This window comes from Mesobacillus sp. AQ2 (assembly GCF_030122805.1).
GTDB lineage: Bacteria > Bacillota > Bacilli > Bacillales > Cytobacillaceae > Mesobacillus > Mesobacillus oceanisediminis_A.
On record NZ_CP126080.1, the window covers coordinates 480470 to 501557 of the forward strand.

At 43.6% G+C, this 21088-nt stretch carries 24 protein-coding genes; 21 read left to right on the plus strand and 3 right to left on the minus strand.

The window, feature by feature from the left end:
• The first annotated feature begins 149 nt into the window (after positions 1-149).
• On the plus strand, positions 150-665 hold the full coding sequence (locus QNH36_RS02430; RefSeq protein WP_144480186.1) for a DoxX family membrane protein: 516 nt from the start codon (positions 150-152) through the stop codon (positions 663-665).
• 59 nt (positions 666-724) lie between these two features.
• On the opposite strand, the gene QNH36_RS02435 is transcribed toward QNH36_RS02430, so the two are convergent.
• Both QNH36_RS02435 and QNH36_RS02440 read right to left on the minus strand, forming a co-directional pair.
• Positions 725-1696 (minus strand): phosphotransferase, encoded by a 972-nt coding sequence (locus QNH36_RS02435; RefSeq protein WP_283904594.1) that lies wholly within the window; start codon positions 1694-1696, stop codon positions 725-727.
• A 111-nt stretch (positions 1697-1807) separates the two neighbouring features.
• Positions 1808-2506, minus strand: coding sequence for a YhcN/YlaJ family sporulation lipoprotein (locus QNH36_RS02440; protein WP_283904595.1), 699 nt, complete (start codon positions 2504-2506; stop codon positions 1808-1810).
• 310 nt (positions 2507-2816) lie between these two features.
• On the opposite strand from QNH36_RS02440, the gene QNH36_RS02445 reads away from it, so the two are divergent.
• The 13 genes from QNH36_RS02445 (at position 2817) to QNH36_RS02505 (ending at position 12499) form a co-directional block, all read left to right on the plus strand.
• Complete coding sequence (locus QNH36_RS02445) at positions 2817-3332, plus strand: DoxX family membrane protein (RefSeq protein WP_144480180.1); 516 nt, start codon at positions 2817-2819, stop codon at positions 3330-3332.
• An 842-nt stretch (positions 3333-4174) separates the two neighbouring features.
• Positions 4175-4417: a hypothetical protein gene (locus tag QNH36_RS02450; RefSeq protein WP_144480178.1), complete on the plus strand. Its 243-nt coding sequence runs from the start codon at positions 4175-4177 to the stop codon at positions 4415-4417.
• Entirely contained in the window at positions 4371-5273 is a 903-nt protein-coding gene (locus QNH36_RS02455; RefSeq protein WP_283904596.1) for a GNAT family N-acetyltransferase, read from the plus strand. Before QNH36_RS02450 ends, QNH36_RS02455 begins: the two co-directional genes overlap by 47 nt.
• A 122-nt stretch (positions 5274-5395) precedes the next feature.
• Entirely contained in the window at positions 5396-5842 is a 447-nt protein-coding gene (locus tag QNH36_RS02460) for a DUF5381 family protein (RefSeq protein ID WP_283904597.1), read from the plus strand.
• Between the two features lie 90 nt (positions 5843-5932).
• The gene (locus tag QNH36_RS02465) at positions 5933-6499 is read left to right on the plus strand and encodes a hypothetical protein (protein ID WP_283904598.1); all 567 of its coding nucleotides are present in this window, start codon (positions 5933-5935) and stop codon (positions 6497-6499) included.
• A gap of 160 nt (positions 6500-6659) precedes the next feature.
• Positions 6660-7187 (plus strand): YceI family protein, encoded by a 528-nt coding sequence (locus QNH36_RS02470; protein ID WP_283904599.1) that lies wholly within the window; start codon positions 6660-6662, stop codon positions 7185-7187.
• A 500-nt stretch (positions 7188-7687) separates the two neighbouring features.
• On the plus strand, positions 7688-8896 hold the full coding sequence (locus QNH36_RS02475) for an MFS transporter (protein WP_481825299.1): 1209 nt from the start codon (positions 7688-7690) through the stop codon (positions 8894-8896).
• A 54-nt stretch (positions 8897-8950) separates the two neighbouring features.
• Entirely contained in the window at positions 8951-10054 is a 1104-nt protein-coding gene (locus QNH36_RS02480) for an AI-2E family transporter (protein ID WP_283904601.1), read from the plus strand.
• Between the two features lie 266 nt (positions 10055-10320).
• Positions 10321-10485 carry a hypothetical protein gene (locus tag QNH36_RS02485; RefSeq protein WP_283904602.1) on the plus strand — a complete coding sequence of 55 codons (165 nt, stop codon included), beginning with the start codon at positions 10321-10323 and terminating at the stop codon, positions 10483-10485.
• A gap of 14 nt (positions 10486-10499) precedes the next feature.
• Entirely contained in the window at positions 10500-10637 is a 138-nt protein-coding gene (locus QNH36_RS02490) for a hypothetical protein (RefSeq protein ID WP_283904603.1), read from the plus strand.
• A 144-nt stretch (positions 10638-10781) separates the two neighbouring features.
• Positions 10782-11774 carry a DUF3231 family protein gene (locus tag QNH36_RS02495; protein ID WP_251544942.1) on the plus strand — a complete coding sequence of 331 codons (993 nt, stop codon included), beginning with the start codon at positions 10782-10784 and terminating at the stop codon, positions 11772-11774.
• Between the two features lie 203 nt (positions 11775-11977).
• Complete coding sequence (locus QNH36_RS02500; protein ID WP_260983660.1) at positions 11978-12112, plus strand: hypothetical protein; 135 nt, start codon at positions 11978-11980, stop codon at positions 12110-12112.
• 135 nt (positions 12113-12247) lie between these two features.
• Positions 12248-12499 carry a hypothetical protein gene (locus tag QNH36_RS02505; protein WP_144480160.1) on the plus strand — a complete coding sequence of 84 codons (252 nt, stop codon included), beginning with the start codon at positions 12248-12250 and terminating at the stop codon, positions 12497-12499.
• Positions 12500-12572: 73 nt separating this feature from the next.
• Here the strand turns inward: QNH36_RS02505 and QNH36_RS02510 are convergent, their stop codons facing one another.
• Positions 12573-13577 carry a DUF3231 family protein gene (locus QNH36_RS02510; protein ID WP_283904604.1) on the minus strand — a complete coding sequence of 335 codons (1005 nt, stop codon included), beginning with the start codon at positions 13575-13577 and terminating at the stop codon, positions 12573-12575.
• 171 nt (positions 13578-13748) lie between these two features.
• Between QNH36_RS02510 and yiaA the strand changes: the two genes are divergently transcribed.
• The 7 genes from yiaA to QNH36_RS02545 all read left to right on the plus strand — a co-directional run bounded on the left by yiaA (position 13749) and on the right by QNH36_RS02545 (position 20324).
• Complete coding sequence (yiaA, locus tag QNH36_RS02515) at positions 13749-14219, plus strand: inner membrane protein YiaA (RefSeq protein WP_144480158.1); 471 nt, start codon at positions 13749-13751, stop codon at positions 14217-14219.
• An 18-nt stretch (positions 14220-14237) separates the two neighbouring features.
• Entirely contained in the window at positions 14238-14693 is a 456-nt protein-coding gene (locus tag QNH36_RS02520) for a PaaI family thioesterase (RefSeq protein ID WP_144480156.1), read from the plus strand.
• Between the two features lie 924 nt (positions 14694-15617).
• On the plus strand, positions 15618-16721 hold the full coding sequence (locus QNH36_RS02525) for an ABC transporter ATP-binding protein (RefSeq protein ID WP_283904605.1): 1104 nt from the start codon (positions 15618-15620) through the stop codon (positions 16719-16721).
• Complete coding sequence (locus QNH36_RS02530; RefSeq protein ID WP_283904606.1) at positions 16718-17521, plus strand: ABC transporter permease; 804 nt, start codon at positions 16718-16720, stop codon at positions 17519-17521. The genes QNH36_RS02525 and QNH36_RS02530 overlap by 4 nt, the downstream gene beginning before the upstream one ends.
• A gap of 40 nt (positions 17522-17561) precedes the next feature.
• Positions 17562-18326, plus strand: coding sequence for an ABC transporter permease (locus QNH36_RS02535; protein ID WP_481825314.1), 765 nt, complete (start codon positions 17562-17564; stop codon positions 18324-18326).
• Positions 18323-19396: an ABC transporter substrate-binding protein gene (locus tag QNH36_RS02540; protein ID WP_283904608.1), complete on the plus strand. Its 1074-nt coding sequence runs from the start codon at positions 18323-18325 to the stop codon at positions 19394-19396. Before QNH36_RS02535 ends, QNH36_RS02540 begins: the two co-directional genes overlap by 4 nt.
• A 142-nt stretch (positions 19397-19538) precedes the next feature.
• Positions 19539-20324, plus strand: coding sequence for a cupin domain-containing protein (locus tag QNH36_RS02545; RefSeq protein WP_283904609.1), 786 nt, complete (start codon positions 19539-19541; stop codon positions 20322-20324).
• The last annotated feature ends 764 nt before the right edge of the window (positions 20325-21088 follow it).

Genomic DNA, 21088 nt, shown 5'->3' on the forward strand with positions numbered 1-21088 from the left:
CAAAAGGATCCCTAAAATGAAAGGCTGTCAAAATTCGTTCAAAACATTTCAACAGAAATGTGAACAGTTTCACAAATAACCCTATTTTCGAGATATATTTGATATCTTAAGAGTGTAATAATAATAATTAAATTATTGGAGTGAGGAACATGATTGCAAAATGGTTAAGAGAGAACAATATTGCCGCTGGTATCTTGACTGTGATTAGGGTATGGCTTGGATACAACTGGATGACTGCTGGCTGGGGCAAGTTGACTGGTCCTGGATTCGACGCTACTGGATTTTTAAAAGGAGCAGTCGCAAACCCGGTTAAAGGTCCAGATGGACACATGGTATATGGCTGGTACGTGAACTTCCTTGAAAACTTCGCGATCCCGAATGTCGATATTTTCAATACAATCGTGCCACTAGGGGAATTCCTTGTTGGCCTTGGATTGCTGCTTGGAACACTGACAACTGCCGCAATGTTCTTCGGCCTAGTGATGAACTTCAGTTTCTTCTTAGCCGGAACTGTATCTCACAACCCAACTGACATCTTCTTCGGATTCATCATCCTGGCTGCTGGTTTCAACGCTGGTAAATATGGATTAGACCGCTGGGTTGTTCCATTCATCCGCAAAACAGTATTCAAACGCGGTGAAGATGGTGTCCGAAACGCAGCATAACCAGAGTTAACTCCCCCCATATTCATAAATCGTGCTGCCGGGAAATCCTGGCAGCATTTTTATATTCCTGAAAACAAGTCCTCCAGGCAATCCCAATTTTCCGCTATCCACACATTCTCTTCACTGAACCGTTTAAGGGGCGTGGAGTCTCCAGGCTTCTCAACCCGGACCCATTCAGCTTCTCTCCACCAGGTTAGTTTTATCGATTTTATCAGTTGTGCAAAAGGCAGGGGCTTGTACTTCCGATAACCTCTGACAAATGCCGAAACGCCATCCACGTTCATTCGATTTTCATCAACGCAGCATGACAAGATCGGCCGTGAAATATCAAAATCGGTATAGACAACATTCATCCGGTCAAAATCAAGAATTGAAGAAACCCCATTCTCGCTGAATAAAATATTATCCGCAAACAAGTCCCAATGTGCCCAGCCTTTATCACATTGAGTAAATAAGGATGTATCGTTTTCCGCGAGAATCCTTCTTTGTATCTCCAGATTTTGAAGGGTTTTGCTGCAATCAAGAGCAATGGCTTCTTCATATCTCTCATTCCAGTTTTCCAGCATTTCAGGTTTTGATAAAAGATCCCAATGAAGCGGTTCCCTGGCTATATTTTTCTCAAGCAGCACGTGCATCCTGCCAATGACCTTTCCCAGACTGTACATTTGATAGGAGTTAGCGCTGCCTGGAGGGAGGGTGAATCCCTTATTAAAACCCATGAGAACGAAGCGTTCGCCATTCTCCGTATTTAAGACGAAATTCCCTTTATAGGGAAAAAGCTTAGGACACGGCAGGCCCTCCTCGTACAACATGTTTTGAATCTGCAGTGCTTTTTCCAGGCCGGGAACCCTTTCCTCCGGATATCGCTGCTTGTTATATTGCTTTACAAATAAATCGCCGGCAGTTGTTTTGACCTGCCATTTTAAGTTTTTATATCCTAAATGGATTGGATTCCAGCTTTGAATTTCGATTCCAAACAAGCGTGTGACCGCTTCAAAGATCTCCTCTTTTATCTCAGTGTCAACTACCATGTTAATCTCCCTTAGTATAGATCTAAGATATATTTCGCGAGGAAAGGGAGAAATTCCTGTTTTTAATGGGCAGCAAAAAAAGCATAGGAAGCAAATCCTATGCTTTTGATTTTATCTTCTGAAGAGATCGTCCATCGAATTGCGGAAATCTTCGAACAGACCGTCCCTGTTTCTGTCGGTGCGGATATCATCGGCGAAGGTTCCCATTCTGTTATAAGCGGTGCGGTCAACAGAAACATAAACTCTGTCGATCCCTTTGTTAGTCTGGCGGACTCTTTGCTCAATCTGCTTTTCCAATAAAGTAACGTCCTCGCCATTATTGCCGACTGTTCCATTCATGTCATTGTCATTTCCATTGCCCAATATATTGGCACCATTATTGCCATCATTCCTGCGGTCTTTTCCAGCATCGCCCTGCCCGTCAATAATGCCATCATTCCCGGCTGAGCTTTCATCCTGGTCAACGCAGCCATTTTTGGCAAAAGTCCTTCCATTGCCATCCAGTGCATCATTGACCTGGGCATTTCCATAGTTGTCGAGGTTATTGTCCGCCAGTCTTACTCCAACATACGCATTGTTATCGGAGATGATGACCCGTGCATCATCAACCTCCGGCATCTGCTCAATTTGGCGTTCCGTACGGTCAGCAAGCTGAAGTCTGTTATCCTCGGTAGCTACAGGACCACGTCTAACCTGGTTGATTTCTACCTGCTGGTCACGATTGTTTTCGGCTGCATTATTATTCGCTCCGCATCCGGCCAGGCCCATTGTAAAAACTGCACATCCTGCAATGATGATTGATTTTTTCATCCAGATCACTCCTAGTTTGGTTTAGTCATCTTTATGATGTCTAAATTTTGGAGCGATATGCAGGGGGCAGAAAGGAAGTTTTGCTTCTTCCTGTAGTACGGAAGTTGGTTGAATTGCGGAAGAAAGATGATCAGCAATAGTCAAGAGAAGGCAGCCTTTTTAAAAATTGCCCTCTAAAAACGCCATTGTCACCATTCGTTCAAAAGATTTCAACGGAATTGTGAATTCATTCACAAAACACCCTATTTTCAAGATAAATTTGATATCTTATAAGTGTAATAATAATAATTAACTTATTGGAGTGAGGAACATGTTTGCTAAATGGTTAAGAGAAAACAATGTTGCTGCTGGTATATTGACTGTCATTAGGGTATGGCTTGGATACAACTGGATGACTGCTGGCTGGGGTAAATTAACAGGCCCTGGATTCGACGCTACTGGCTTTTTAAAAGGAGCTGTCGCAAACCCGGTTAAAGGTCCAGATGGAAATATGGTGTATGGCTGGTACGTGAACTTCCTTGAAAACTTCGCGATCCCGAATGTTGATATTTTCAATACAATCGTCCCGCTGGGGGAATTCCTTGTCGGACTTGGATTGCTGCTTGGAACACTGACAACTGCCGCGATGTTCTTTGGACTTGTGATGAACTTCAGCTTCTTCCTTGCCGGAACCGTATCTCACAACCCAACTGACATCTTCTTCGGGTTCATCATCCTGGCTGCTGGCTTCAACGCCGGTAAATACGGATTGGACCGCTGGGTTGTTCCATTCATCCGCAAAACTGTATTCAAACGCGGAGAAGCCGTCGAACGCAACGCTGCTTAACCTTTGTAAAATCCCCCTTTTAAATAGAAATGGCTGCCAGTATGACTGGGAGCCATTTTTTTATTTGTTGAAGGAGTATACGAGGTATTTATGATGGAATGTGACTATGGGTAGGGATTAGCCTCTTATTTGCCACATCATCTCTAATCCTAATGTCACTCCATAATTTTAGAAACAGAAGCTAAAGAGTCATATTGAACATACAAAGCAGGAATGTTTAGTAAGATAGTGTATTTATACATATGGACGGAATTAAAAAAACTGCTAATTTCTAGCAGTCAAAGATAATACGTTTAGGAGTAGTAGAATGTCCTGTTGAATAGCATTCCCTACTTGGTCATCGCTACAGTATTTTAACTCGTTCTGTAAACGTCCAAGTTCTCTTATAAATAGTAAGTGTTCATCCTTACTAAGCATAGTGTATTTACTCCTTTACATAGGAAAAGACACTATGTCTGTACAGGCTATCACTAATACATTGGATTTACAATCTTTATCTCTGGTTTCAATTAAGCTGCTCGTGAGTAAGAAGACAATATACAATACGTATTCATTTTCATTATTAATTTAGAGGGTGCTTTGTTGGACAAGGACTGTCATCTAAAGCCGGACCATTTGTTGTGCATCAAGATCATGGCGTATTAATGATAGTGCAAACTCTAATGTTCAAATGGCATAAATTCTTATGGCAACAATAACAGCATGCTAAAAATCATATGAGATTTAGCATGCTGTTTTTATTTTTTTCACTGTTTTAGACTGGTTTTTTAAAAAAATATTCTGGATGTTATTTTTACATGATGGTTTGTTAGAATTTTCTTGGGAGAAAGAGGTGTGAACCGGTGTTTAAGCGAATAAAATATACGACCAAACAGAAGAAGGATCAGTCTTTAGTCTATTTTACCCTATCAGGTTTTATGCTGTTGGGAATCATGGTGGCTGGGATCATGGAAGGGGTAGACCGCAGTATGGCGGTTCCGCTTGTTATCATGGTTACATCCTTTATTGTGGGGATTTTATACAGATGGGGTGCTGCTTGTGAGGAAAATCGGGAAACCGTGGATCAAATTAAAAGAGGGAATTGATGAAGATGATTATGAAATAGTCGGCCAACTCCAGGAGCGATGCATGGAACATGACCGTACTGCTTTGAAGCTCGAGCTTGATTATAAACTGGGCGTAGGCGGGAATGAAAAAGGCATTCAGGCAGTAAATGAATTCATGTACTTCGATGGGGAGAGACTGATTGGGTATATTGGCATTGGCAGCTTTGGCGGACCATGGGAAGTAAATGGGATGGTCGATCCAGAGTATCGGCGCCAGGGGATTTTTTCAAAATTGTTTGAGCTTGTTGTCAATGAGTGGAAACGCAGGGGTTCAGGAAGCATGCTGCTGTTAAGTGACCGCGATTCGGCTGCCGGTCAAGGGTTTATTGCCGGGAGTGGAGCGCAATATAAGCACACGGAATATGAGATGTTTTTGAAAAATGAGGCGCTGGGCTTTGCGACAGAGAAGCGGGGAGGTCTCGCTTTCAGGAAAGCGACGAATGCGGACGCGAAGGAGATTGCCAGGCAAAATGTGATTTATTTTAATGATGACGAAGAAAGTGTCGAAGCCGAGGATATGATTCTTCCCGAGGAAGAGGAAAAGCGGGGGATGACTTCGTACCTTGTTGAAAAAGACGGACAAATCATCGGGAAAGTGAATCTGCAGGTGACCTCGAAGCTTGGCGCGATTTTTGGCCTTGGCGTACTGCCGGAGCACCGCCGCAAAGGATACGGACGGGCACTTTTATTGCTGGCAATCGAAAAACTGAAAGAGGCAAACACAGAGGAAATCATGCTGCAGGTAGCGGCAGACAATTCCAATGCGCTTAACCTCTATAAATCATGCGGTTTTGAAGAGACTTCCACGATGGATTATTTTGAACTGAGATCGTAAAAGCATCCGCCTTCGACACGAGGGCGGATGCTTTTACTGTAGATGTTGTGGAAAATTTTTGAAAATGGAAGGATGAGAGTTTATAATTTTCCTATAAATGTCTATGGGAAGGTGGCAAAAGTATGAAGGTAGTGATGAGGCGGAGAAGGCTGGTTGTAAAATTTTTAGCGTCAGCGGTTTTCGCAGTTCCGGGTTTGCTGGCATTGTTGTTTGGCGTCCTAAATCTTAATTGGATTTTGATAGCATTTGGAATCGGGTGTTTGTTCTTTGTCCCGATTTTCATTCGTGCGACGATTTATTTAATCAAGCCGAAAGTGGTTTTTGTAGTTGAGGATGGATGGATCAAATCAGACCTGGAATCGGCAGAGATTAAGTCAATTAAAGGCTTTTACCATTTCTGGAGAGGGTCATCGAGCTACCTTGGATTATTGAAAAAAGATGATACCGAGGTGAATATTGAGCTTTTCAACATGGTAGAGCCTGAAGATTACTCTGATGAATTGAAAAAATACATTCCTCAAGTTGATCCGAATTGGGAGGACGCAGAAGAAGTCACTATGAAATTTTAAAAAGGCAATTGGGGTGAAAATGGTGGGCGGGAAGAAAAATTACGTAACCTCAGTCTCATTATTTTATTGGTCATCACAGTGATTGCTCTTTTGGATAATGCCAGAACAGCAGATTCGGCTTCGAGGTTGGCGGAGGACAAAAAGTGGTTAGAAGAGAAGGTTGCCAGTCTGGAAAAAGAGGTCGAAAACCGGTCGAGGATCGCGGATGATCTGAAGAATGAGAATGATACTTTGGCCGGGAATCTTTCAACCTTGGAGGATGAAATGGCCGCAGCGCAATCCGCTGTTTCATACCAGGACTTTTTGGATGCGATCGAAGTTGTTGAAGCTTTTAAAGCGGCGGGGAATATTGAAGAAGCGATGGAATTAATATTGCATCAAAATTTCATAGGTTATGGCACTTTTGATGGTGCTGGCAATTGTCCATGCACTATTACTTTTAAATATCGTACTCATGATTGGAACCCTGGTGTAGTCCTGGACCTTAGCGAGTTTAATGTTGAAAAAAGAAAAATTGTCCTTACTTATCTTACCGTTGACGATTTGGAAAACAATTATCAATTCGTCATGTCAAAAGGTGGGGGCTTTTACGATATGACGGAAAAGTGGAGGATCGAAGAGATCAGGCTGAAAGGGAAAGAGGGGCAGGCGTTGTAAATTTTGGTACGCCTAAATGTAAATTTTTTTGCGAAATGGTGTTGACAATCAAGTTCATTTCATGATAAATTTATCTCGAATTAAAAATAATTAGTTTTGAGATATTTTTTTAGAATCATATCTCGAATTCGAGATAAAAACAAAACAGGGGGAATTAATAATGGCTAAATTTGCAGTAGACCAGGCACACTCAGCAATCGGATTTGAAGTGAAACACATGATGGTATCAAAAGTAAAAGGACAATTCGGCTCTTATACAGCTGACGTTGAGGCAGCAGACCTGGCAGATTTAACAACAGCTTCAATCGCATTCAAAATTGATGTTGCAAGCATCGACACACGCAGCGAGGACCGCGAGAACCACCTGAAATCAGCAGACTTCTTTGATGTTGAGAACTACCCAACAATCGATTTCAAATCAACAAACATCACTCGCGATGGCGACGATTACAAAGTAACTGGCGACCTGACAATCAAAGATGTAACAAAGCCGGTTACATTCGATGTAGAATACGGCGGCAAAGGTACAAACCCATGGGGCGTCGAAGTGTACGGTTTCGAAGCAGAAGCAAAGGTAAACCGTGAAGACTTCGGTCTTACATGGAATGCAGCACTAGAAACAGGCGGCGTTCTGGTTGGTAAAGACATCAAGATCAAAGTAGAACTAGAAGTAAACCCAGCAGCATAATTACGATTTGGAAACCGTTCAGGAGATACTCTGAACGGTTTTTTTTGTTTGCTTTGGATTGTGGTTGGTGGGAGGATATCGAGGGGATCTTGACAGGTTTGGGTGTTGGAGGTGAAAAGTTGTCAAGAAAGTGAGGTAATTTTGACAGGTTTGGGTGCTGGAGGTGAAAAGCTGTCCGAAGTAAGTCGAAGTTCGGACAGGTTTAGCGGGAAATGCAGAAAAGCTGTCCGAAGTAAGTCGAAGTTCGGACAGGTTTAGCGGGAAATGCAGAAAAGCTGTCCGAAGTAAGCCGAAGTTCGGACAGGTTTAGTGCGAAACGAAGAAAAGCTGTCCGAAGTAAGTCGGAGTTCAGACAGCTTTAGTGGTAAACGGAGGAAAGCTGTCCGAAGTAAGCCGGGGTTCGGACAGGTTTGATGGGTAACTGCCCTAGGAAAAACTCACCTTGTTAAAATTCCGAAAATTCGGTATTTTAATATTAAAAGAGAGAGGCGGTAATGGGTTTGACTCGTTTGTTATGGACTTTATCGTTTGCTCAATTTCTGGCAATGCAGGTGTGGTTTAATTTTTCTGCGGTGATGCCGGTTGTGGAGAGGGAGTGGGGGTTGTCCTCGACGCAATCGGGAATAATCGTTGGTTTTTTTCATATTGGCTATGTGGCGGCGGTGTTTTTTTACAGCTTCTTGAGTGATCGTTATAATCCGAAGTACTCGTTTATGTATGGAGCTCTGATAGCTGGGCTATCGGGTATTCTTTTTAGCGTTTTGGCGCAAGGGTTTTGGTCGGCTTTATTATTGCGATTTATTTCGGGGGTGGGGATTGCGGGGATTTATGTGCCGGGAATGAAGATTGTCGCGCAGACTTCGAGCGACCGGGCGCGTGGGGCGGCCCTGGGACTTTTTGTTGGTTCACTTGTGGTGGGCTCGGGATTTTCCCTGCTGGTTTCTGGTTTGTTCATTAACTTGGTGGGGTGGAAGGGTGTTATTTTCATTACTTCATGTTCTGCTATCCTTGCTGCTTCGCTTATTTACTTTTCAAGGATTCCGGAAAATATCCATATTCATAATCAGCGTTTGAGTATGGCGCTGTTAAAACGGGTCCTGGCCAGAAGAAATTTGCTGGTGAATTTCAGTTACACGGGGCACTGCTGGGAGCTATATGCGATGTGGGCGTGGATTGGACCTTTTATGGTGTATTACTTCCAGACCCATAGTGTCGCGAATGCGATTTCGGTTGGCAATTTTATTGGAGCGTTTGTGGTGATGATTGGCGGGGTTGCCAGTTTCATTGGGGGCAGGATGTCTGATTCGTTTGGCCGGTTAAAATCAATCAAGTTGTTCATCTATATCAGCATCGCCTGTTCGCTGTCGATTGGCTGGCTGACACACGCAAGCATGTGGATTTTGCTTCCGCTTGTTTTCGTCTATGGATTTACGATCATCGCCGATTCCCCTATCTATAACACGATGATTACAGAGATTTCCGATCCGGAAATCACAGGAATCGCACTGGGAATCCAATCTGTTATGGGTTTTAGCGCAACGATTTTTTCACCGATGATTTTTGGGTTCCTGCTCGATTATTTTAATTGGGGGATTGCATTCACGACTATTGGTGTCATGACGATCATTACGCCAATTTCCATTTCGATGCTAAGGAAGAAATTGAGTGTGGAGATCGAAGCTCAAAATCGAGACATGGATATACTTTAGCTCTGAATTTTGCTATAATTTTACCAAAATAATCTAAGGCAAGAGGTACATACATTGAATAAATCGAAAGTGCAGTTTTGGCTGATTCAAATTTTGCTTATCACATCCATTATTTATGTTTCAACGAAGATCTCCTTTATGTTTGAACCAATCGGAATCTTTATCTCGACTATCTTTTTTCCGATTTTGATTACCGGTTTTCTCTATTTCCTGCTGAATCCGGTGGTTGACTTTCTGCAGCGCAAGAAGGTTCCGCGCGTGCTTGCGATCTTGATCATTTATGTTGTGTTCGGAGCGCTTTTTGTCCTGGCAATCGGGAATCTGGTTCCGGCGGTTTCCAAGCAGGCAACCGAGCTTGCTAATGACCTTCCTGAATTTGCTAACAAGACGACTGAGTATTTTTATGATGTTGTCCGTTCTTCTGAGTTTAAAAGCTTCAGGGATGAGCAGCGGGAAATGATTGATACGGTGCAGGAGCGCTTGATAGAGTATGCGAATACTTTGCCAAACAAGCTGACGAGTGGATTGAAAGGCTTCCTCGGTGTCGTTACCAACATAGCAATTATTCTTGTGACCGTGCCGTTTTTATTATTTTACATGTTCAAGGATGGACACAGATTCCCTCAAGCTGTGTCAAAGTTTATTCCGAAAGAGTACCGTGATGAGGGGCTGAAGATTCTGAAGGAAACGGGCGAAACCCTGTCTGCCTACATCCAGGGACAGGTGACAGTTGCTTCGGCGGTTGGGATTTTGGCATTTATCGGCTATATGATCATCGATTTGCGCTATGCGCTGATCATGGCGTTGATCGTCGCTTTTACAAATATCATCCCGTATGTCGGGCCGATTATCGGCGGAGCGCCGGCCGTGCTGGTTGGTTTCTTCGATTCACCGACGAAGGCTTTGCTGGTCGTAGTGGTCATCCTGGTGGCTCAGCAAATCGAAGGAAACCTGCTTTCTCCGCTGATCCTCGGTAAAACACTGGATACCCATCCGGCAACCATCATCATTATTTTACTGGCTGCCGGGAATCTGGCCGGCGTGCTGGGAATGGTGCTGGCTGTGCCGACATATGCTGTCATAAAAACAATCATTTTGAATCTCGTCAGATTTTTACGGGCGAGAAAAAGAGCAAGTATTTCCGCAGGCGTGAAATGATGCTGTTCAATGGGCGATAGGGCTGTGTTTTGGCCGCTATCGCCTTTTTATACAAATCGGGGGGCTCTATATGTCAGAAGAAAATAGAGAGCGGTTGAAATTAAAGGAGCAGCGGAAAAATCCAGGGGCCGCCCTGAACAACGCGTGGGCACGAGGGGTTACAGGCTCCCCAAGCAGTGGGTGTCTGGTGAATATCATTTCGGTCGTGATGGTTTTGGGTGTTGTTTTATTAATCCGGGCGTGTTCGCAGTAGGAGAGGATGTAATATGAGAGCCTTGGTCAGTTTTATACTGTTGCTTATAGGAAGTCTGCTTATTGGCGTAACGGTGGAGGATTCATTAATTGGAAATAGTATTGTAAAAGGAATCGGTGCCCTTTGCATTATCGGTTTTTTAAAAATCGTGCCGCGTAAGAAGGATAGCTTATCCTGAAAAGCAGGGAGTGAGTGAAGGCTATTATTATTTATACGAATGGGTTGTATTCCTCACCAGAGGATTCGACCTACTATCAAGTCAATGGAACCATCACACGCCTGTCTTTTTGGCTTGTACAGATTGCGATGCTTGTAAATACTACTCTCTAAATATGCGTTGGCCGGGGAACTTTCTATATAGGAGGTTCCTTTTACTTCGTTTATTGGGCAGGAAAAACCGGTACGGCGATGAATGGATTTCCATTTTTGGGGGAATTTAAATGAAGTATCTTCTAAAGAAAGGAAGTTATTTCAGTGGACCAAAATAGGATGACATCAGCGGAAATAACGAATTTATGGATTCATTATATTCGTGAAACAATGTCAATTTGCGTCTTAGAATATGCATTGAAGTGTGTAAAAGATAAGGAAATAGTTTCAACTCTTGAATTCGCTATGAAGTTATCAATTCAACATATTAAAGATCTCCAAGATTTTTTCAATAAAGAAAACTTTCCGATTCCTCACGGTTTTACCAAAGATGACGTGAATTTAGACGCTCCTCCATTATTTTCTGAAAATTTTTGGTTAATATATATTTATAGTATGTCCATGCATGGATGTTCCTTATATCCAATGGCATTTAATTCATCGTCAAGAAAAGATGTAAGGGATTTTTATTACAGATGCTTAAACGAAGCAATGGATCTCTATAACATCACGGTTGATATTCTGCTATCAAAGGGTTTATATGAGAAATCACCCTATTTTTCGACTCCAAAAAAAGTAAGTTACATAAAAGATATCAATTATGTGACGGATGTTATTGGGAAACAGAGACAACTAAATACAATTGAAAGTGGAAACATTTTCTTTAATCTGAAAAAAACGATATTGCAAAAGGGACTTATGCTGGGGTTCAGTAAAGTATGTAAATCAAATGAAGTACGAAAGTTCATGGAAAAGGGTATGCAAGTAACCAATAAACATATTGGGTTATTTTCATCACTCTTGCAAGCAAATAACCTTCGAATTCCTCCGAGCTTGGATTCGGAGATAACTGATTCTTCGATTGCACCGTTTTCAGACAAACTAATGCTGTTTCATGCAGGCAGCCTATTTAATATGGCAGTATCCTATTACAGTTATGCTGCGATTACCAGCATGAGAGCTGATTTAATCGTTCATTGTGAGGTAGCAATTTCCAGAGACCTTAAAGTGTTATCACAGTTTGCCCGACTCCTGATTAAAAATGGCTGGCAAGAAGAGCCACCTGTTTCAGATGACCGTCAAAAAACAGAGTGTTGACAAAAAAACTGACAGGGCCTCTTTATAAAAGCTGACTTTTAATATCTAGAGGATGGTCCATTTTTTAGTAAGGTATTTCCGTTTTTCAATGCTGCTTTACATTAAATAAATGTAAATAATAAGATGGGATTTCTGAAAAAGGGGATCCCTCGGGAATCGAGCGTCGTGGTTTATTTTTTAAATGCATTGGAGGTCTGTATGATTTGAGTGAAACCAAAGAGGAGCTTAAGCAGCAGTTGAGTGTGCTGACGGCTCGCAGGGATCGGATGCAGAAGAATCTTTATGAGGTGGAGAAGGAGATTTCGGAAATCAACAGTAAGCTGGCTAAGATGAAATAGTGAAATGGAAGGGAAGCTGCCGTTAAAGGTGGCTTCCTTTATTTTTGTGGACTGAAGTGTGTACCTGTCTATTCTAATATTTAAATCGTGAATAAAATATCGAGAGCATTTTTTTAAAAGGGAGGGGTGATGTAAATGGACAGGGAGATAACGAATCAAACGTATTCCAACCGTGTGTTGAGGGCGGAATTTGACGACAACTGGGAGACGACGATTACGGAGACTGGCTATGTTAAATATATCGCGCTGAAGAATAAAGCGTCGGTTGAGCTGATCCTTTCTGATGGTTCAAATAGGCTGGCTCTTTTCCCTAAAAACGGGTACATCCTGGTAGGGAGCGGAGGAACGAGCCATTTCAGTAAGCCGCATGTCACGATTCAGCGATAGAGATCAGTGCCGGGTTGAACCTGAATTTAAAGCGATAAAAAATGTCCAACCGATACGGAAGGACATTTGATCGTTAATTTTCACCCGAGAGTTCTTTTCGATTTGGCGCTAGCGGGGGTTGTTCCAGCCACTTGTGCTTTTTCATGATATCAAACCACTTTTTGGTCACCATTATATTTTTTAGGATGATGCTTTCGTACGTTGTGACTAAATCCGTCCGCATGGCAGATGCCAATCCTGTTCCGTAGTAGACTTGCGAGGCTTGGAACAGGAATCCTGTGTGATACATCATGAGCTTGTCTGAAAATGGGGAATCTGTAGAAGTTGTCACTTCTGTTTCCCATGAACGGGGAACTGGCAAGTTATCATGATGCATAATGCTGGTAAACTTTTGGATGTGCTGGTCCGCGGTTTTCTCTGATTCCACTAGGAACTTTCTGACTTCTTTTGATTGAGCCACTTGGCTAAAAGCAATCGAAAGTGTTTTGGCCATAATATTCTTCTTGATGTTGAAAGAAATGCTGATCACTTCCGTGGCAGATAAACATCTTCCTTTTCCAAAAATTCCATCGGTAAAATCTTCACTCTCAATAAAGCTAGGGTTTTTATCAGGATAAAATAGAGGATCTCTCTGGAAATTGCCTTTTTCAAGCAATAGTTCAATTGTCTGGTGATACATGTTCTTGGCATCGTTATCACACGAATCATAGAATTCCCGTAAATCTTTTCTGACTGATACGCTTAGTGCGGTGGTGTGCCCGATCAATCCGTGCAATGTCATGATATGTAAATAATTCAAGCAGAAAATATCAGAGAACAGCCTGTCAGCCCCGATATTGATATCATTTTCACCAAATCCAATTGGAACAGGAAACCCTTCATTCTCGATGAATTCTGTGAGCTGCTTCTTTTGGCGGGCGAATGTACTGATCGCGTCCTCAAAGATGCCCTTTATTGCCTCATCTTCAATGATGGAAATCATATATCTGTTTACAGTATCGATCATTGTCCCGTTTACATACTCGCCCCACAAGGAACCTATCTCAGACGAAGTAAGCTTTACTTTGTCATTATCCATATTCTCACCTCGCAACGTATTATCTCCTCTTTTGGAATAAATATGATTTTTTCCTGTCCTTTCTGTAAAATCACAAATTTGAGAATTTTATCTATTATTTGTCATAAATTTCTATATAATAAATTTATGCATAAGCACTATTTTTATAGGTAAAAGAGGGGGAGAGCAACAATGTCTAATGATCAGGAGATTTTATTGAATAAAGGCGAGCAAAGTAAGCCGAAGGTAAGAGTGGAAAGGAAAGAGGGAGAGCCGACTTCGGCGTTCAAGGGGGCTTCCTGGGCGGCACTCGTGGTTGGAGTATCTGCTTATTTGATCGGATTGTTCAACGCAGCGATGGAGTTGAATGAAAAAGGCTATTATTTTGCTGTTTTGATATTTGGACTTTATGCATCAGTATCATTGCAAAAAGCGGTCCGGGACAAGGAAGAGGGAATACCGGTTACCAGCATCTATTATGGCATCAGCTGGTTCGCCCTGATCGTATCGATTTCATTGATGGCCATTGGCTTGTATAATGCAGGAAGTATCGTCCTAAGCGAAAAAGGATTCTACGGCATGTCATTTGTGCTTAGCCTATTTGCAGCAATCACGGTTCAGAAGAATATCAGGGACACACAAAGAGCAAGAGAGAGGGACTGATTTTAAGGGGAGGCCATTGTGAAGAAAAGAATTGATGAATACCAAATCCATGACAAGCACTATAAACAAATTTTGGAGCGGGTAAAAAACGATCCATACGCGCAGTCATTAGGCATTCAGTTAACAAAATTCGAAGCGGGCTTCGCGGAAGCTGTGCTCGATGTGCAAAGCCATATGGTCAACGCACACGGAACCGTCCATGGCGCGGTGATTTACGCATTAGCCGATCACGCTTTTTCCGTAGCCTGCAATGCCTATGGGAAAACGTCGGTAGGGCTATCCACCACCATCCAGTTCATTGAAGCGGTAAAACCGGGCGAGAGAATTGTGGCAAGGGCGACAGAAACAAGGCGGAACTTCCGGACAGGATTCTACAGAATCGAGATTTTCCACGAAGAAAATCCTGTCGCCACCATGGAAGCCGTAGCTTACAGGAAAGACCAGTACTTCGTAGAACTCGATGATCAGGAGTAATCGGGTTGTTTTGGTTTGAAGCTGTCATTTAGGCAGCTTTTTTGTTTGGGATTTGAACTCTTATTGGATTTTGACAGGTTTGATGGTGAAGGAGGAAAAGCTGTCAAGAAAAGGTCAGGATTTTGACAGGTTAGCGTTGTTAGGAAGAAAAGCTGTCAAGAAAAGGTCTGGATTTTGACAGGTTAGCAGTGTTAAGAGGAAAAGCTGTCAAGAAACGCTCGTAATTTTGACAGGTTAGCGGTGTAAGGAGGAAAAGCTGTCAAGAAAAGGTCGTGATTTTGACAGGTTAGCGGTGTAAGGAGGAAAAGCTGTCAAGAAACGCTCGGAATTTTGACAGGTTTGCGGTGTTAGGAGGAAAAGCTGTCAAGAAAAGGCCTGGATTATGACAGATTGGCGGTGTTAGGAGGAAAAGCTGTCAAGAAAAGGCCTGGATATTGACAGGTTAGCGGTGTTAGGAGGAAAAGCTGTCAAGAAACGGTCGTGATTTTGACAGGTTTGCAGTGTTAGGAGGAAAAGCTGTCAAGAAAAGGCCTGGATATTGACAGGTTAGCAGTGTTAAGAGGAAAAGCTGTCAAGAAAAGGTCTGGATATTGACAGGTTAGCGGTGTTAGGAGGAAAAGCTGTCAAGAAAAGGTCGTGATTTTGACAGGTTAGCGTTGTTAGGAGGAAAAGCTGTCAAGAAAAGGTCAGGATTTTGACAGGTTAGCAGTGTTAGGAGGAAAAGCTGTCAAGAAAAGGTCTGGATTTTGACAGGTTAGCGGTGTTAGGAGGAAAAGCTGTCAAGAAAAGCCCGTAATTTTTCGGCCATTGTATTTTCCTCGCCCTATTGTATAATTATTTCGAATGCCAAATTACTTATTTATTTACCAAGGCTTTTAGGCCTTTTTTTATTGGAATGAAGCAAAATGAGAAGGGGGTTCGATAATGAGACATTCTACGATTATTCAATTCAACAATGTAACAAAGCAATATGACAATGACCCGCCAGTTCTGGACGATGTTAGTTTTGAGATTGAGCGGGGGAAGTTCTATACACTGCTGGGGCCGTCGGGCTGTGGGAAAACGACGATTCTTAGATTAATCGCTGGTTTTACGGAGGCGACGTCTGGGGACATCTTTTTCAATGGAAAGAGGATCAATGATCTGCCTGCGAATAAGCGCCAGGTGAATACGGTTTTCCAGGATTACGCGCTGTTCCCTCACTTGAATGTGTTTGAGAATGTCGCGTTCGGCTTGCGGATCAAGAAGATGAAGAATGCTGTCATTGAAGCGAAGGTAAAAGAGGCTTTGCAGTTTGTGAATCTATCAGGCTATGAGACTCGTGAAATTCGTGAAATGTCAGGCGGACAGCGACAGCGTGTGGCGATCGCCAGGGCGATTGTCAACGAGCCGGAGGTTATCCTGTTGGATGAGCCTTTATCGGCGCTTGACCTGAAGCTGCGGACGGAGATGCAGTATGAGCTTCGCGAGCTGCAGCAGCGTCTTGGCATTACGTTCATTTTTGTCACGCATGACCAGGAGGAAGCGCTCGCGATGTCGGATGAGATTTTCGTCATCAACCAGGGGAAAATCATGCAGAGCGGCAGCCCTACGGATATTTACGATGAACCGATCAACCGTTTTGTCGCTGATTTCATCGGTGAGTCGAACATCGTCAAAGGCACGATGATTGAAGACAATCTCGTCGAGTTCACCGGCAAGCGTTTCGAGTGTGTCGACAGGGGCTTCAACCCGAGTGAGCCGGTTGAAATCGTCATCCGTCCTGAGGATCTTGAGATCACGAAGACGGAGAATGGCAAGCTTCAGGTAAAAGTCGATTCCCAGCTGTTCCGCGGCGTGCACTATGAGCTTAGCTGCTACGACAACGAGGGCAATGAATGGCTCGTCCATTCTACTAAAAAAGCGGCAGTGGGTGACCAGATTGGACTCTATTTCGACCCGGAGGCGATCCACGTCATGCGCCTTGGCGAAACGGAAGAGGAGTTCGATGCGCGTCTCGAAGCATATGAGGATGGAGAAGTGAAATGAACACGAGACTGACACGTTCATGGTACACGCTGCCTTATACACTCTGGATAGTGTTTTTCGTTATCGCGCCTATAGTGCTTGTAGTCTACTATTCATTCCTGGACATCAACGGTGATTTTTCGTTTGTAAACTACCAGAAGTTCTTCACGCCGGTCTATTTGACGATGACCCTGAGCTCCTTCTGGTACGCATTCTTAATTACCTTTTTCTCATTTTTGGTTGCTTATCCAACTGCCTATCTTTTAACAAAAACAAAGCATAAACAGCTCTGGCTGCTGCTGATCATTGTTCCTTCATGGATCAATCTTTTGTTAAAAGCGTACGCTTTCCTGGGGATTTTCGGGACATACGGCATCAGCAATCAATTGTTGGAAGCAATCGGGATTGGCACGCAGCAGATCCTGTTCACCGATTTCAGTTTTATTTTCATATCGGTCTATATTTTTATCCCGTTCATGATCCTGCCGATTTTCAATTCGCTGAATGAATTGAATCCGACGCTGATCGATGCGGCCAATGATCTGGGTGCATCAAAGTGGACGACATTCACGAGGGTTATTTTTCCGATGACGATTGAAGGGGTAAAATCAGGAATCCAGGTCACGTTCATTCCGGCGCTGTCCCTCTTCATGCTGACGCGCCTGATTGCCGGAAACCGTGTCATCACGCTTGGTACGGCGATCGAGCAGCATTTTCTTGTGACGCAGGACTGGGGAATGGGTTCGACGATTGCGGTATTCTTAATCATCATCATGTTTGCCATCATGGCTGTTACTGGTACAAGAAAGAGAGGTGTGTAAGGTGGAGCGAAAAACATCTAAACTAACGAACGTTTTCTTGATGATTATTTTCTTTATCTTATACGCACCGATCTTTTTCCTGATTTATTACTCATTCAATAGCGGCGGAACGATGTATCATTTCGAGAGCTTTACCCTTGATTGGTACAAGGAATTGTTCTCAGATATGCGACTGCTGATCATTGTGCTGAATACACTGGTCGTCGCCTTGTTGTCCGCGCTGTTTGCGACGATTATTGGCGTGATAGGGGCACTGGCGATCCATGAGGTGAAAAAACGATCCATCCGCAATGGGCTGCTGTCATTGAACAATGTCCTGATCGTCAGTCCGGATGTCATCATCGGGGCCTCGTTCCTGATTCTGTTCACGATTTCCGGTTATAAGCTCGGATTTTATTCCGTGCTGCTGTCCCATATTGCTTTTAGCGTGCCGATTGTTGTCTTGATGGTACTGCCGAAGCTGTCGGAAATGAGCTCATCGCTCGTGGACGCTGCGAGGGATTTGGGGGCAAGCACCTGGGAAGTATTGATTAAGGTCATCCTGCCGTTCATCTCGCCTGGCATCATGGCTGGCTTTTTCATGGCGCTGACCTATTCACTGGACGATTTTGCCGTGACGTTCTTCGTGACAGGCAACGGCTTCAGTACACTGTCCGTCGAAATTTACTCGCTGGCACGCCGCGGCGTATCCCTGAATATTAACGCGTTATCAGCATTGTTATTCCTGTTCACGATCCTGCTGGTCGTGGTCTACTACTTCATCACGCAGCGCCAGAAGCTGAACGCAGTGGGGGTGAAGAAATGAAGCAATTAGTCCGCGTGTTTATCGCGATTGCCATCGTATCAGCACTGCTGCTTGTGGCGATTTCGAAGCTGAATGACACCCAGGGATACTCAGGTGACAATACGTTGACAATTTACAACTGGGGAGATTATATCGACCCGGATCTCATCAAACGCTTTGAAAAAGAAACAGGCATCAGCGTCGTATATGAAACATTCGATTCGAACGAAGCGATGATGACGAAGGTCAAGCAGGGCGGAACATCGTATGATATTGCTGTCCCTTCCGAATATATGATTGAAAAAATGCGGGAAGAGGACCTGCTGATTCCGATTGATCATTCGAAGCTGCCGAATTTGAAAAATATCGACGAACGCTTCATGGATCTACCCTTCGATCCCGACAATAAGTACTCGATTCCTTATTTTTGGGGAACAGTTGGGATTGTGTATAATCCCGAATTGCTGGACGGAAAGGAATTTAAAAGCTGGAATGACCTCTGGGACCCTGAGCTAAAAAATGAAATCCTGTTAGTCGACGGAGCCCGCGAAGTAATGGGTATGGGCTTGAACAGCCTCGGCTATTCCTTGAACGATACAAACAAAACCCATCTCCGTGAGGCGAAAGAGAAGCTCGACACACTGACGCCGAACATCAAAGCCATCGTCGGTGATGAAATAAAGATCTTGTTAGCGAACGAAGAAGCACCGATCGGTCTCGTCTGGTCTGGTGACGCCGCCGACATCATGTCCGAAAATGAAAAACTGGACTATGTCGTTCCGGAAGAAGGTTCCAATCTCTGGTTCGATAATATGGTCATCCCGAAGACAGCCAAGAACGTTGACGGAGCGCACCAGTTCATCAACTTCATCCTGGATGCGGAAGTATCTGCGCTCAATACTGAGTGGGTGAGCTACTCGACGCCGAACAAAGCAGCACTTGAGTTTATGCCAGAAGAGATGGTGACGGATGAAAGATTCTATCCATCGGCAGAGCTGACAGAGAAGCTTGAGGTCTATGAAAATCTCGGCCAGGCAAACCTTGCTTTTTACAATGAGTTGTTTTTAGAGTTCAAGATGCATAGGAAATAACGAGGAGCCCTGACTTTTTGTCGGGGCTTTTTTCGAGGGCCAGAAATACATGCAGTTTTTAGGCAGTCCTTTTTTCTGCTAAGTACATTCCTGTCACAAGTGCATAGGATATTCTGAGAAATTGTGAAGGGATTGAGCAAAAATGTACTATGGATATTCAAATCCTTACCCTTATTATGTCAATGGGCCGATGTACTACAATAATGGAAGACAATGCGTAAACTGGGACCAGGCGAATGGTTATCATTCTTTCCACTATCCTTACAGGGAACTTGTTTTAAAGGATTATGGTCCAAACCCGTATGTGGTGAATATCAATGAAGCATCGATTCAAAACCAGAATTATCGGACAGCCTTGTGGACAGGGAAACATCTGCAGGTCACCTTGATGAGCATCGAGGTTGGCGACGATATCGGTTTGGAAATCCATCCGAAGGTCGATCAATTTTTGCGGATTGAGAAAGGCCAGGGAGTTGTCCAAATGGGCAAAAGCAGAGATAACCTGACCTTCCAAACCAATGTCGCCGATGATTCCGCCATCATGATTCCCGCAGGAACATGGCATAACGTGACCAACACAGGCAATACTCCACTCAAGTTATACTCCATTTATGCTCCGCCAAACCATCCATTTGGTACAGTGCATGTGACCCATGCAGATGCAATGGAAAGACCAGTAGCGAGCAATGGAGTTCCAGAGGTTTTTGGAAAGACCCCGGACGAATGGGTAAAACACACCGAGTTTTTAGTGCAAGAAGGACTGGAGGACGTGAAAAGAGGAATCAACGCTACACACATCCTGCAGGAATTCATTCTAATGGGTGTGCTTGTCGGAAAAGGATACACACCAGAAAAAGCATATGAGACAGTAGAAGAATGGGAACGCACAGGAAAGTCCCAACTTCTTCAGCAGAGCAAGAATATGTAGGTTTGGATGGGACACGAGACGTTCTCGTGTCCCTTAATATTTTACGTGACTTGATCTCCCGATTAAGGATTCAGACAAGTTTGCGGTGTTTTGAGGAAATGTTGTCAGAATAAGCCCGTGATTTAGACAGGTTTGAGGGTGGAAGGGGAAAAGCTGTCAAGAAAAGCGCGTGATTTAGACAGGTTTGAGGGTGGAAGGGGAAAAGCTGTCAAAAAACTCCCGTGATTTAGACAGGTTTGATGCTGAAGGCGGAAAAGCTGTCAAAATAAGCCCGTGATTTAGACAGGTTTGAGGGTGGAGGAGGAAAAGCTGTCAAAAAAAGCGCGTGATTTAGACAGGTTTGGGGTGCTAAGGGGAAAAGCTGTCAAAAAACGCCCGTGATTTAGACAGGTTTGATGCTGAAGGCGGAAAAGCTGTCAAGAAAAGCTCGTGATTTAGACAGGTTTGATGGTGAAAGGGGAAAAGCTGTCAAGAAAAGCGCGTGATTTAGACAGGTTTGGGGTGCTAAGAGGAAAAGCTGTCAAAAAAAGCGCGTGATTTAGACAGGTTTGGGGTGCTAAGAGGAAAAGCTGTCAAAAAAAGCTCTGGATTTAGACAGGTTTGATGCTGAAGGCGGAAAAGCTGTCAAAAAAAGCGCGTGATTTAGACAGGTTTGAAGGTGGAAGGGTAAAAGCTGTCAAAAAAAGCTCTGGATTTAGACAGGTTTGGGGTGCTAAGAGTAATAGCTGTCAAAAATAGTCCTGGGATTAATCAGGGCTAAGGGT